The sequence below is a fragment of the Calidithermus chliarophilus DSM 9957 genome (genome assembly GCF_000430045.1).
GTDB classification, from domain to species: Bacteria; Deinococcota; Deinococci; order Deinococcales; family Thermaceae; genus Calidithermus; species Calidithermus chliarophilus.
The window spans coordinates 2284196-2296319 of sequence record NZ_KE387023.1 but is presented as its reverse complement, the minus strand read 5'-3'; the positions used below and the strand labels follow the sequence as shown (position 1 = coordinate 2296319).

13 protein-coding genes are annotated in these 12124 nt (G+C 69.9%); 7 read left to right on the top strand and 6 right to left on the bottom strand.

The window, feature by feature from the left end; all coding sequences use genetic code 11:
• The 4 genes from MEICH_RS24705 to MEICH_RS0111145 form a co-directional block, all read right to left on the bottom strand.
• Positions 1-660: phytoene desaturase family protein (locus MEICH_RS24705; RefSeq protein ID WP_245587642.1), on the bottom strand; the 660-nt coding region annotated here is incomplete at its 3' end.
• Positions 661-681: 21 nt separating this feature from the next.
• A complete protein-coding gene (locus tag MEICH_RS0111155) occupies positions 682-1185 on the bottom strand; it encodes a peroxiredoxin (protein ID WP_027892684.1) in 504 nt (167 codons plus the stop codon).
• A 275-nt stretch (positions 1186-1460) separates the two neighbouring features.
• A complete protein-coding gene (locus MEICH_RS0111150; protein WP_027892683.1) occupies positions 1461-3452 on the bottom strand; it encodes a protein kinase domain-containing protein in 1992 nt (663 codons plus the stop codon).
• Complete coding sequence (locus tag MEICH_RS0111145; RefSeq protein WP_027892682.1) at positions 3449-4207, bottom strand: PP2C family protein-serine/threonine phosphatase; 759 nt, start codon at positions 4205-4207, stop codon at positions 3449-3451. Before MEICH_RS0111145 ends, MEICH_RS0111150 begins: the two co-directional genes overlap by 4 nt.
• 24 nt (positions 4208-4231) lie before the next feature.
• On the opposite strand from MEICH_RS0111145, the gene MEICH_RS0111140 reads away from it, so the two are divergent.
• The 7 genes from MEICH_RS0111140 to MEICH_RS0111110 all read left to right on the top strand — a co-directional run bounded on the left by MEICH_RS0111140 (position 4232) and on the right by MEICH_RS0111110 (position 9464).
• The gene (locus MEICH_RS0111140; protein ID WP_027892681.1) at positions 4232-6016 is read left to right on the top strand and encodes a hypothetical protein; all 1785 of its coding nucleotides are present in this window, start codon (positions 4232-4234) and stop codon (positions 6014-6016) included.
• Positions 6017-6051: 35 nt separating this feature from the next.
• The gene (locus MEICH_RS0111135; RefSeq protein ID WP_027892680.1) at positions 6052-7263 is read left to right on the top strand and encodes an MFS transporter; all 1212 of its coding nucleotides are present in this window, start codon (positions 6052-6054) and stop codon (positions 7261-7263) included.
• 16 nt (positions 7264-7279) lie between these two features.
• Complete coding sequence (locus tag MEICH_RS0111130) at positions 7280-7594, top strand: YbaB/EbfC family nucleoid-associated protein (protein ID WP_027892679.1); 315 nt, start codon at positions 7280-7282, stop codon at positions 7592-7594.
• Between the two features lie 93 nt (positions 7595-7687).
• Positions 7688-8305, top strand: coding sequence for a recombination mediator RecR (gene recR, locus MEICH_RS0111125; RefSeq protein ID WP_027892678.1), 618 nt, complete (start codon positions 7688-7690; stop codon positions 8303-8305).
• 184 nt (positions 8306-8489) lie between these two features.
• Entirely contained in the window at positions 8490-8822 is a 333-nt protein-coding gene (locus tag MEICH_RS0111120) for a roadblock/LC7 domain-containing protein (RefSeq protein ID WP_027892677.1), read from the top strand.
• Positions 8823-8853: 31 nt separating this feature from the next.
• Entirely contained in the window at positions 8854-9207 is a 354-nt protein-coding gene (locus tag MEICH_RS0111115; RefSeq protein ID WP_027892676.1) for a roadblock/LC7 domain-containing protein, read from the top strand.
• Complete coding sequence (locus MEICH_RS0111110; RefSeq protein ID WP_027892675.1) at positions 9204-9464, top strand: DUF3467 domain-containing protein; 261 nt, start codon at positions 9204-9206, stop codon at positions 9462-9464. The genes MEICH_RS0111115 and MEICH_RS0111110 overlap by 4 nt, the downstream gene beginning before the upstream one ends.
• 131 nt (positions 9465-9595) lie before the next feature.
• Here the strand turns inward: MEICH_RS0111110 and mobA are convergent, their stop codons facing one another.
• Both mobA and MEICH_RS0111100 read right to left on the bottom strand, forming a co-directional pair.
• Entirely contained in the window at positions 9596-10162 is a 567-nt protein-coding gene (gene mobA / locus MEICH_RS0111105; RefSeq protein WP_027892674.1) for a molybdenum cofactor guanylyltransferase, read from the bottom strand.
• A gap of 225 nt (positions 10163-10387) precedes the next feature.
• Positions 10388-11971, bottom strand: coding sequence for a sensor histidine kinase (locus tag MEICH_RS0111100; protein ID WP_027892673.1), 1584 nt, complete (start codon positions 11969-11971; stop codon positions 10388-10390).
• Between the last annotated feature and the right edge of the window lie 153 nt (positions 11972-12124).

Sequence of the window (12124 nt, the reverse complement as noted above, 5' to 3'; positions counted from 1 at the left end):
GGCAGGTCGAGGGCCGCCGCGCCGAAGAGGGCGTAGGTGCCCCGGGCGTCGGCCTGGGAGGCGATGAGCAATTGCGCGTCGAGGAAACGGCGGAAGGCCGGGTCTGCGGGGGGCGTGGGCCGCGACCTGGCGCAGGAGGTCGAGCAGGAGGGCGGGCAGGTCGCGGAGGTGGCGCAAGACCCAGTGCAGGCCCACGCGCGCCAGCCGGGCGAGCTCGAGGGGGTCGGCGGGCGGGAACGGCAACCCCTCCGCCACCGGCCACAGCGCCGCGGCCCGCCGGCCCTGCCACTCCCAGAAGGGCCGCACCGAGGCGCCGAAGGCCTCGAGCTGCGCCTCCAGCTCATGCGCCCGACCCACCGGGCGGTCCACGGTCCGGCCGTCCGGCAGCCAGACCCGCATCAGGGGCTCACCGGCCTCGAGCCGCCGCACCGGGAACTCCACCCCCAGCCTGCGGCCCAGCTTCTCGAACACCCCGCCGGGGTCGAAGCCCGCCAGCAGCGTGGCCCCGGCGTCGAAGCGGTAGCCTTTGTGGAAGAAGGTCCCCGCCGAGCCGCCGGGGTAGGCGTGGGCCTCGAGCACGGTGACCTCGAGGCCCGCCCGGGCCAGCAGCGCGGCCGTGGTCAGGCCGCCCACCCCGGCCCCGATGACGATGACCCGCATGAAGCCAGACCCCGGCCCCGCCTACTTGCCGAGCTTCTCCTTGAGGTAGGCCAGCACGGTGTCGGGGTCCTTGAAGGGGTTGACGTTGCGCCAGACCTTCTCGACCCTGCCCTGCGGGTTGATCAGGAAGGTGTCCCGCGCGTAAAACCCGAAGAGGTTGTTCACCTTGTACGCCTTGGCGAGAGCACCGTCCCGGTCGGGGATCATGCCCCCCTTGAGCGCCAGCTTCTCGATGAACTCGCACTGCTCGGCCGCCGGGTCGTGGCTCACCCCGAAGATCTCCACGTTGTACCGCGCGAACTCCTCGTACAAGTCGGCGTAGCGCTTCCCCTGCGCCGAGCACCCCGGCGAGGAGGCCTTAGGGTAGAACCACAGCACCACGTACTTCCCCGACTTGGTGATCTGCGCCAGGTCCACCGGCTTGCCGTACGAGTCGCTGACCTTGGGCAGCGGCGCAGGATCGCCCGGCGACACCGCCCGAGCCCCGAACAGGGAAAAGATCAAAATCCACGCGAGGGCTCGCATGCCCCAAGTGTGGCAAAGCCGCGCGGCTCGAGCTGTGATCCAAGCTGGAAAGGGGAAGGGCGGGAAGGGATAAGCCGTCAGCGGTCAGCCATCAGCCGTCAGCCAAAGGCCTGTGGCGTATGGTCCACCCCTCCCCGTCCCTCCCCGCCTGCGGAGAGGGTTTATCCCCCCTAGCCCCCCTTGCTAAGGGGGGAACAAGGCGTCTTGCGTTCGGCGTTCGGCGTACGACCTCCATGAGACGTACGACCCGCCCCCAGCGCCCGGCTATCGACGACCTAATCCTTCGGCTCCTCCGGGTTGAACCACAAGTCCATCCCCCGCACCGCCGCGTACACCTCCAGCGGCGCCAGCGGCGTGCCGTTCTCCTGGATGCGGTGGATGCGGTTGGCGCCCCGGCGCACGCCGTAGATGATGCCCTCGTGCATGCGCATCTCGACCAGGCTCGAGGCGTCCTCGCCCTCCAGCACGGGCAGGGGGTAGGAGGCCACGATCTGGCCGTCGAGGCTGACCTTGCGGATCTTCTGGCCGTCGGCGTCGTAGATCAGCAGGTGCTCGTCGGTGGTGGTGCCCAGCCCGCCCAAGAGGCGCAGTTCGGCGGTCTCCTTGCTGCGGCGGAAGGCGTAGCGCGAGAGGTACTCGCCCTCGAGGCTCAAGCGCTGCACCTGGCGGTTGCCGTAGTCGAGCACGTAGAGGTAGTGCCGCCCGGCGATGAGCATGCGCGGGGTGTCGAAGGTGCCCTTGCCGCGCCCGGCCTCCCCGAAGCGCTTGAGGGGGGTGCCGGCCAGGTCGAACTTGGTGATGCTGCTGGTCTCGGCGTCGAGCACGTAGACCGCCTCCTGGCTCGCCGCCACCGACACCGGGTAGAGCACCTCCCCGAACTTCATGCCGTAAGGCGCGATGGAGAGCTTGAGCTCGCCCTCGGGGCTGAAGCAGTGCACCAGCCGCACCGCACCGCCGCCGAACTCGTAGAGGCTGATCCAGAAGTCGCCGTTGCCGTCGACGGCCACCGCCAGGGGGGGTGAGGGGAACATGCCCCGGCCGCTGCCCACGCCGCTCCACATGCGCGCCAGCACGCCGTCGGAGGACATCAAGCGCAGGGTGCCGCGCTTGGCCTCGACCGCCAGGCCCAGGTAGAAGGGGGCCACCAGGCCGGGGTTCTGCTCCCACTTGCCGCCGAGCACCTCGAGCACCTGGTCGAGGCCCGGGCGCTTGGCGGGGTCCTTCTCGAGCATGCGCTGGATGATGTCGGAGAGGGCTTGGGGCACCTCGGGGTTGACCTGCTTGGGCGGGGTGGGCATCTGGAAGATCTGCTGGTGGATCACCGCCTCGTAGCCCCCCTGGAAGGGCGGCTGGTGGCAGACCGCCTCGTAGAACACCACCCCCAGGCTGTAGATGTCGCTCTTGTGGTCGATGCGCTGCCCCTTGGCCTGCTCGGGGCTCATGTAGACCGGGGTGCCGATGCGCGCGCCGGTGATGGTAAGGCGGGTGAGCACCTTGCCGGCGGCGATGCCGAAGTCCATCAGGCGCACCCCGCGCGGGTCCACGTCGCCGTTGGCCTGGATCGCCCCGCGCAGCACCATGATGTTGCCGGGCTTGATGTCGCGGTGGATGATGCCCTGGGCGTGGATGTGCTGCAGGGCCTCGGCCACGCGGGCGATGATCTGCACGGCGGAGCGGATGGAGAGCCTGCGGTTTTCGATCAGGCGGTCGAGCCCCTCGCCGTCGAGGAACTCCATGGCGATGAAGTGGGTGTCGCCGACGTTGCCGTGGTCGAAGACCTTGACGATATTGGGGTGCGAGAGGTGGGCGAGCACCTCGGCCTCGCGGTGGAAGCGCCGCACGAAGCGAGTGTCGCCCACGTACTTCTCCTGCGGGATCTTGAGCGCCACCATGCGCCCGTCGCTGCGGGCGCGGGCCTTGTAGACCGTGGCCATGCCGCCGATGCCCACCTTGTCGAGGATCTCGTAGTTGCTCTCGAGGCCCATCCCGCCCTGGATCACGGGGGCCGGGCGGCTCTTCTCCACCTTGTTGCGCTTGGGCCTGGCCGAGCGGCTCACCGGCGCCGGGCGGTCGAAGTTGAGGCGGGGCAGCAGGGCCCCGGTGAATCCCAGCAAAGCCAGGCTGGCCAGCACCCAGGGCTGGGCCCCGAGCGCGGCCAGGGCGATCAGCAGCAGGGCCAGCAGCACCGGCTGCAACCAGCTCGCCCGCAGGCGCAGCGCCAGCGCCGAGGTCAGGCCCACCAACAGAATTCCCAGCAGCACACTCATCGATACCTCGCCGCGATCACGGTGATGTTGTCGTTGCCCCCGCGCACCAGGGCCCGGGTCACCCAGTCCTCCAGCGTCGCCCGCAGGTCCTTGCCCAGCTCCCACTCCTCCGGCGGCACCAGGCCGTACAGCCCGTCGGTGGCGAGCACGAAGACCTCGCCGGGCGAGAGCACGAAGGGGGCGATGTCGAGGCGGATGTCGTCGAGACCTAAGGCCTGGGTGAGCATGTGCCGCCAGGGGTGGGCCTCGGCCTCGGCCTCGGTGAGCACGCCCTGGCGCACCTGCTGCGCCACCCAGGAGTGGTCCTGGGTGAGCTGCACCCACTTGCCGCGGCTGTAGCGGTAGGCCCTCGAGTCGCCGATGTGCCCGATGGCGCCCCGGCTGTTCCACTCGCTGATGAGGATGGCGGTCATGGTCGTGCCCATGCCCTTGCGCTCGGGGTGGTTAATGCTTTGTTCACGGATGCGGCGCTGGGCGAGCTGGAAGGCCTTCTCCACCACCCGCTCCAGCGGCACCACCGGGCGCCCGAGGTCGATGAGCCCCGCGTACGAGCGCACCGCCTCGGTGATCCCCTCGATGGCCAGTTTGCTGGCCCACTCCCCGGCCTCGGTGCCGCCCATGCCGTCGGCCACGGCCAGCAGGGCCAGGTTGCCCAGGCGCGAGGGCACCACCAAAGCCCGGTGGAAGTCCTCGTTGAGGCTTCGCTTCCTGCCGATATTTGACTCGGTGGCTATTTCCAGCCTGGAACCCCGCATCTCGGGCCTTATAATACGCCACAGATGGAAGCGGGCCTGGTCGAATTAGTCGATCTCTTCGAATACAAAGTGGCCGATCTGCTCGAGGGCCGCCCCCCCAAGGGGGGCCGCTCGAGCGTGATCCGCCTGCGCCAGATCCTGCTGCAGAGCAACCTCCCCCCCACCCTCGCCCGCCGCTTCCGCCAGATCGACGCCGAGTACCGCAGCCTGCGGGGCCAGCCCGAGGAATCCCCCCTCGCCCACGAGCCCGACCTCGACGGCATCGTCGTCGACGACGAGCTCGGGCACGAGGCCCCCGAGCAGGCCGTGCTCGAGCAGTTCGCCGAGGCGGTGTACTGGCAGCGCACCGCCCGCGAGATCGCCCGCCAGATGCGCCACTTCACCACCGGCAAGCGCGAGGCGCTGCGCCTGACCTACGCCCTGCTGCAAAACCTCGAGTCCTACGCCGCCACCCCCCACTTCGCCCAGGACTACAACCTCTCGCGCCTGGAGGTCAGCCACCCCATCCCCGCCTACTCCGACCCCCTGGTGCGCCTGGAGGACACCGAGGTCGGGCGCAACCTGATCCTGGAGTTCGTGCGCGAGGCCTACACCCTCTCCGAGCGGCTCCAGCTCCCCTCCGAGGAGACCCTGCCCTACCTGCGCCGCTTCGTGCGCCGGGTCATCGACCAGGGGCTGGCCCTGCGCTACAGCGGGGGAAAGGGCATCTCGCAGGAGGTGCTGCGCCGCAGCCTCGAGGAGGCCCGCCGCCACAACCTCACCGCCACCCAGATCCGCGCCCTCGAGCAGCGCCTGCGCGAGCAGAGCCTGGAGGATCGCCGCTTGGCGATGGTCATGGAGCAGGACCGCCAGGCCTTCGCCGCGGCGGCCGAGCGGCTGCTCGAGCTGGTGAAGAAGCTGCTGCCCCACCCCAAGGGCGACGCCCAGCTCCCCCACCTGCCCGCGCAGATCTGGCTGGGCCTCGACCCCAGGCTCAACCTCTCGGCCATCCCCGACGACCCCGCCGGCCTCACCGTGCGGCTGATGCCGGGCTCGTTCAAGGCCTGGGGCACCGAGTTCACCGTGACCCAGGCCGCCAGCGAGTTCAGCCTGGTCGTCGGCGGCAGCGAGTACCCCCTGAGCGAGGCCGAGCCGCTGGCCGTGCCGTGGGGCGGCTTCGAGTTGTGGGCCATCCGGCGCGGCCAGTACGCGCACCTGCGGCTGGAGACCCGCGGCGAGGCGTTGCTCTCGACCCTGCTGGCCGAGGGGCGGGTGCTGGCCTACCTGCTCCGGCCGGACCGGTCCTTCGCCTACCTGCGGCTGCTGCGGGCCTTCTCCGCCCGCCTCAAGGGCCCCATCACCTACCACGACTTCACCCCCGACAAGGCCACGCGCTACCAAGAGGCCTCCCCCGAAGCCCTGCAGGACTTCGCCCGCAAGGGCCTCGAGGTGGTGCGCGCGCGCCTGGAGCGCTCGGGCGAGTGGCGCCCCCTGCTGCTGGAGGTGGGCGAGGCCCTGGGACTCGCCGAGGAGGCCGGGCTCATGGGGCAGGAGCTCGAGGACTGGCTCAGCCAGCGCTCCGACAGCCAGACCCAGACCCACAGCCTCGGCAGCACCACCCTGAGCGACGGCCCCAGCAGCCTCAAGGTCGGCTCCATCGTGCTGTCGCTGCGGCAGGAGGGCGACGCGGTCTACGTCTCGGCCCCCGGGGTGGCCGCGCGGCGCCTGAGCGACCTGCTGGTGTGGCACCTGCCCGAGGGCAGCGCGGTGCTGGCGCGGGAAGGCCCCTGCGTCGCCCACACCTTCGTCGCCTTCGGCGACGGTGTTTGAGCTAATTCCGAGCGGGCGGGTATACTGACCCGCAAATGCAAGGGGTGCTGCACCTCCCCCACTTCCGCCGCCTTTTCCTGGCCGCGCTGGTCTCTCAGGCGGGGAGTCGGATGCACCGGGTGGCCCTGCTGGCGTTCATCTACCTGCTGACCAGCAACACCCTGTGGGTGTCGCTCGCGCTCATCGTCAAGCTGCTGGCCTCGGCCGTGGTGGGCCCGTTGCTGGCCCCCTGGGCCGACACCCAGAACCGCAAGATGCTCATGGTCCTCAGCGACGTGGGCCGGGCCTTCTTGACGCTGCTGATCCCCTTCCTGGGCGTGAACTCCCTCCCGCTGCTGCTGTTGCTGGTGTTCGGCATCGAGGTGCTCAGCAGCCTCTTCGACCCGGCCTCGCAGGCGGCCATCCCCGAGCTGGTGCCCGAGAACAAGCTCGACAGCGCCAACAGCCTGATGCTCTTCGCCGGGCGCATCTCCGAGGTGGTGTTCGTGGGGGTGGCCGGGGTGCTGGTGGCGGCGGTGGGGGCCCAGCTCGTGTTCCTCCTCGACGCGCTGAGCTACCTGGTCTCGGCGGTGATCCTGCGGGGCCTGCCCGACCTGCCCGCGGCCGGGGGCGGGGGCCAGAGCTACTGGAGCCGCGCCCGCGAGGGCGCCGAGCACCTGCTGAAGAACCCGGCCATCCGCCGCACCGTGGCCACGCTGTTCACCGCCGCCTGCTTCGGCTCCGTCGAGGCCACGCTGGGCATCGTGATGGCGGTGAAGGTGCTCGAGGTGGGCACCCCCGGCTTCGGCGCGATGGAGTCGGCGCTGGCGGTGGGGGCGGTGCTGGGCACCCTGCTGGTGCCGCGCATCGTGATGCGCTTCCGCCGCGAGCAGCTCTTCTTCGGCGGGCTGATCCTCTTCGGGCTGTTCGAGGCCTCGCTGGGCGTGTGGCCGGCGTTCGCCTGGGTGCTGGTCGCGCTCTTCTTCAGCGGGGTCTTCAACCAGGTCTTCATCGTCCCGGCCCGCAGCATCATGCAGAGCCACACCCCAGGACCCCTGCGCGGGCGCATCTTCGCCGCCTTCTTCGCGGTCATGGACACGGCCGTGATCTGCGGGGCGCTGCTGGCGGGGCTGCTCGAGCCCGTCATGGGCGCTCCCGCCGTGTTCGTTCTGGCGGGCGTCATGGTGAGCGGGGTGTCGGCGTGGATGCTCCTGACCGGGGGCATCCCCAGCCCCAAACCCCATCCCAGCGCCCAGCCCCGCCTATAATGCGGTGGGAGGCACGATGAACCTTCAGAAACTCATGAAAGAGGCCCAAAAGGCCCAGAAAAAGGCGGCTGAAGTCCAGGAGAAGCTCGGCCAGATGACCGTCACCGGCTCCGCCGGGGGCGGGCTGGTCGAGGTCACGGCCACCGGCCACGGCCAGATCGTCGGCCTGAAGCTACAGGCGGGCGCCGTGGACCCCGGCGACCTCGAGGCCCTCGAGGACCTCCTGCTCGTCGCCATCCAGGACGCCCAGAAGAAGGCCCAGGAACTGCAGGAAAAAGAGATGAGCCGCGAGCTCGGCGGCATCGGCCAGATGTTGGGGGGGATGTTCTAAAAGGCGGGTAGCTCATAGCTGATGGCGAGTAGCTCGCCCCCAAACCTTCGGCTATCGGCTATCGGCTATCGGCTATCGGCTATAAGCTTCCTTATGCGATACCCTGAACGCCTGCTCAAACTCATCCGCGCCCTCTCCGGGCTGCCCGGCGTAGGCCCCAAGAGTGCCCAGAAGCTGGGGCTGCACCTCGTGCAGCAACAGGACGCGGCCAAGGAGCTGCTCCAGGCCCTCGAGGCCGCCCAGAGCCTGCACACCTGCCCCGTCTGCGGCAACCTGGCCGAGGAGGAGCTGTGCCCCATCTGCACCGACCCCGACCGCGACCGGCAGATGATCTGCGTGGTGGAGGGCATCAACGACCTCATGGCCCTCGAGCGCTCGGGCGAGTACAACGGGCTCTACCACGTGCTGGGCGGGGCGCTCAACCCGCTGGAGGGCGTGGGGCCCGAGCAGCTCAACCTCACCAGCTTCTTCAAGCGCCTCAACAGCGACAGCCGCGAGGCGCTGGGGGCCGAGGTGCGGGAGGTGATCCTGGCGACCTCCATGACCGTCGAGGGCGAGGCCACCGCCGGCTACCTGGCCGAGCAGCTCGCCCAGCGCGGCATCGCCGCCACCCGCCTGGCCTACGGCCTGCCGGTGGGGGGCAGCCTCGAGTACGCCGACGAGGTCACGCTGGCCCGCGCCCTGGAGAACCGGCGCCGGCTGGCCGAGTGAGCCCGGCTCTGGGGATGTGCAATTGCGCCCGGGCAGCGTCGGGGCCTGTGTTACCCTGGTCAGGTATGGTGACCTGGACACTGCCCCCTGAGAGCGGTTCCCGCGAACGCCCCTCCCAGCGGGTCGTGCTGGAAGGGATAAACCGGCCGCTCGGCGCCGCCTCGCTGCTTTGGGAGGCCGGGCCATGAAGATGCTGGAGAGCCTGGTGCCGCTGGGCGTGCGCCGTGCGGTCCTCACCGGCAGCGACGGCCTGGTCATCGAGAGCGTGGGCCGGGGTGGGCCCTCGGCCGAGATCCTGGCCGTCGAGCTCGCCAACCTCACCCGCGCCCTGGGCAACACCGCCCGGCAGATGGGCGGCGAGCTGCGCCGCTTCACCCTCGCCACCGACGACCAGGAGATTTTGGCGGTGGTCTTCGAGGGCTACTGCCTGGGGGCTCTGCTCGAGCGCGGCGGCGACCGCAAGGGCGTGGGCAACGAGCTCTCGAGGCTGGCCCTGCGCCTGGCCGAGCAGATGTAAGCATCCCCCGCACGGGGCTTGAGGAGGACACGTGCTACAAGAGGTTTTGACCGAACTCCAGGCAGTGCGCGGGGTGCTGGGCTCCGCGCTGGTCGCCGAGGACGGATTCGTCGTCGAGAGCACCCACAGCGAGGGGGGCGCCGACCTGGATTTTCTGGGGAGTTCCGCCTCCACCGCCCTGGCCTCCGCCCGCGCCCTGTCGCAGGAACTGGGCCGCGGCGAGGTCGAGGAGGTCATGGTAGAGTACCCGGAGGGTCCGTTGCTGCTGGTGCCGCTGGCCCAGGGGTATCTGCTGGTGGTGCTGCTGGACTCCATGCAGAGCCTTGGGCGGGCGCGCTTCCAGCTCAAGAAGAGCATCCCCCGCCTGAAGGAGGCTTTATCGTGAACGAGTTGCGCCTGGACATTGACAAGGAGACCGCCATCGGCCGCTACGCCAACCTGGCCCTCCTGGCCCACACCAAGAACGAGTTCTTCCTCGACTTCGCCACCCTGCAGCCCCAGGGCGGCGCCATGGTGGTCTCCCGCATCATCACCAGTCCGCAGCACGCCAAGGCGCTGCTGCGTAGCCTGGCCGAGAACATCGCCAAGTACGAGGAAAGCCACGGCCCCATCCCGGAGCCGGTGGCCGAGAACCAGGCTTGAGGCGGGCTTCCTGCGGAAGCCGCCGATGGCCGATAGCTAATAGCCGGTAGCAAAGCACGCCAGACGCAAAAGCCTTGCGTCTGGCGTTTTGTGTACGTCGCCACGCGCGTGGTTCACCGCCACCACCCGGCTCAAGGCATGGGGAGGTCTCCGGTCTGGTTGGCGTTGAGGAAGAGCCGGGGGCCGAAGCGGGCCTCGAGGCCTTCCCAGGGCAGGACGCGGGCGGGGTGCTCCTCGAAGAGCGACTGCAGGCGCAGCCTCCCGGTGTCCAGGCGGCGCCCCACGTCCTCGAGCAGGCTGCGGTGGTAGAGCGCCGCCAGGGGCTCAGGGAACCCCGAGGCCGATGCCCCCACCACCAGCCGGACCGAGGGGTCGGCATGGGCCTGCTCGAGCAGCCACCCCCAGTACCCCCGGCTGAGGAACGGCAGGTCGCAGGCCGCCACGGCCACCCACTCCCACCGGGCGTGGTAAAGCGCCGTATGGACGCCCGACATCGCGTCGCCCCCCGGCTTCACGTCGGCATGGACCGGCAGCCCGAACTCCGGGTAGGGGCGGTTGGCCACGATGAAGCGCTCCGCGGCTTCGGCGAAGCTCTCGAGCACCCACGCCATCAGCGGCCGCCCCTGGTAGACGAACCGCGCCTTATCCTCCCCGAAGCGCCGGGATTGCCCGCCTGCGAGTACGGCTGCGCTGAACACGGTTAGAGTGTACGTCGATGGTCGATGGTCGATTGTCGATGGTCGATAGCCGATAGCCGAACGCCGAACGCCGAACGCCAAACGCAAAACGCCAGACGCCTTGTTCCCCCCTTAGCAAGGGGGGCTGGGGGGATACCCCCTCCCCGCGCCCGGGGAGGGCCCGGGAGGCGTGAACCACGAGCCACGAGCTACGGGCCTTCCGCTGACGGCTGAGGGCTGACAGCTTCAATACGGCAACTCTGCCCGTACCGTGGTCCCGCTGCCGACTTCCGAGACCACGGCGAACTGGCCGCCGCGGGCCTCGACGCGCTCGCGCATCTGGGTGAGGCCAAAGCCGCCGAGGCCCCCGGCTTTCTGGTCCTGGGTGAAGCCTTTGCCGTTGTCGCGGATCTCGAGCTTGGCCCCGCGCTCGCCCAGGGGGCTCAGGCGCACGTGGACCAGCGAGGGGCGGGCGTGTTTGGCCGCGTTGGTGAGGGTTTCCTGGAGCACCCGGAAGAACACCAGCTCGGAGGCCGGGGAGAGCTGGAGCTGCTCGGGGAGTTCGAGGCGCACGCGGAAACCGGCCTGCTCGGCGAAGGCGTTGGCGTAGCGGCGCACCGACTCGAGGAAGCCGTAGCGCTCGAGGTCAATGGGCCGTAGCGCGAAGATGCTGCGGCGCACCTCGCGGATCTGCGAGCGCAGGGTCTCCTTGACCACGGCGATCTCGGCCAGGGCCCGCTCGGGGTCGGACTTCAGGAGGCGCTCGGCCAGGTCGAGCTTGAGGGCCATGAAGGCCAGGGCTTGCGCGATGCCGTCGTGGATCTCGCGGGCGATGCGGTTTCGCTCCTCGCCGAGCGCGAGTTCCTCGGCCCGCAGGTAGGCCTGCGCGTTGCGGACCACCAGCGTCACCTGCGCGGCCAGGAAGCGCAGGAAGGGCAGCTTCTGCCGCAGGTTCTCGCCCTCCGCCTTGACCACCAGCACCCCTACGGGCTCCTGCTCGCGCAGCGGCAGGGCCAGGAGGTCCTCGTGCACGAAGGTAGGGGCCTCGAGCGCGCCCTGCCAGACCCCCTCGGGCAGGAAGGCGTAGGAGGGCAGGTCGAGGCCCCGGCGCACCTGGGACTTGAGCAGGTTCTCCTCGTCCAGCAGCAGCACCGCGCCCTCCTCGGCGGAGGCCCAGGAGAGAATGCGGTCCAGGAGCCGCTCGAGGATCTTGTCCAGGTTGGCCTCGGCCCGCAGCGCCTCGTCGACCTCATACAGCGTGAGCAGGTCGCGGGTGCGCGAGAGCACGTTGCCCAGGGCTCCCGCGACCTCGCTGGAGAGCAGGCTCAGGAAGTCGAGGTCCTCGCCGGTGGGCCGGCGCGGCAACTGCACCTCGAGCACCCCCTCCAGCCCCGGCAGCTCGAAGCGCAGGGCTTCGCGGGCGGGGTCGAAGTCCGGGGTGCTGGCCCGCACGCCCTCGAGCGTCAGTTGCGCCGCCCCGCCCACCGCCTGGGCGAGCTGGGCCGCGACCTTTCGCAGCCCGTCCTCGAGGTTCTCCGCGCTCAGGGCCTGCCGCGTCACCTGCCCCACCGCCTCCAGGCGCCGGTTGGCCTGCTCCAACCCCTGCTGGGCACGCTCGCGCTCGAGCACCTGCAACGCGATCCACTCGAGCGTCATGAAGGTCACCAACGGCCCCACCAGCCCGTAAAACCCCAGGTGGATCCAGAAGGTCTGGTCGTACTGGTCGCTGCGCAAGGCCAGCTCGAACACCACCACCACCAGCGCGATCAACAGCGGCAGCACGACGCGGGCGAGTTTTATCAGCCGATAGAGGCTGGGAACGGCTTCCACAGCGATAGGGTACAGGAAAGGGAGAGGGATTTTAGCCACCGGGGGTGAGGATTGGGAGGGAGCGGTCAGCGAGGGGCGAAAGGCTCGTAGCTCACCCCACCCCGGCCCTCCCCGCCGGCGGGGAGGGGGTATCCCCCCCGGCCCCCCTTGTTA

Bases quoted from the DNA above. Each gene is read 5' to 3' on its own strand.
- MEICH_RS0111155 (WP_027892684.1), bottom strand. From the start codon at position 1,185: ATGCGAGCCCTCGCGTGGATTTTGATCTTTTCCCTGTTCGGGGCTCGG.
- MEICH_RS0111150 (WP_027892683.1), bottom strand. From the start codon at position 3,452: ATGAGTGTGCTGCTGGGAATTCTGTTGGTGGGCCTGACCTCGGCGCTG.
- MEICH_RS0111140 (WP_027892681.1), top strand. From the start codon at position 4,232: ATGGAAGCGGGCCTGGTCGAATTAGTCGATCTCTTCGAATACAAAGTG.
- recR (WP_027892678.1), top strand. From the start codon at position 7,688: ATGCGATACCCTGAACGCCTGCTCAAACTCATCCGCGCCCTCTCCGGG.
- MEICH_RS0111135 (WP_027892680.1), top strand. From the start codon at position 6,052: ATGCAAGGGGTGCTGCACCTCCCCCACTTCCGCCGCCTTTTCCTGGCC.
- MEICH_RS0111120 (WP_027892677.1), top strand. From the start codon at position 8,490: ATGAAGATGCTGGAGAGCCTGGTGCCGCTGGGCGTGCGCCGTGCGGTC.
- MEICH_RS0111130 (WP_027892679.1), top strand. From the start codon at position 7,280: ATGAACCTTCAGAAACTCATGAAAGAGGCCCAAAAGGCCCAGAAAAAG.
- MEICH_RS0111145 (WP_027892682.1), bottom strand. From the start codon at position 4,207: ATGCGGGGTTCCAGGCTGGAAATAGCCACCGAGTCAAATATCGGCAGG.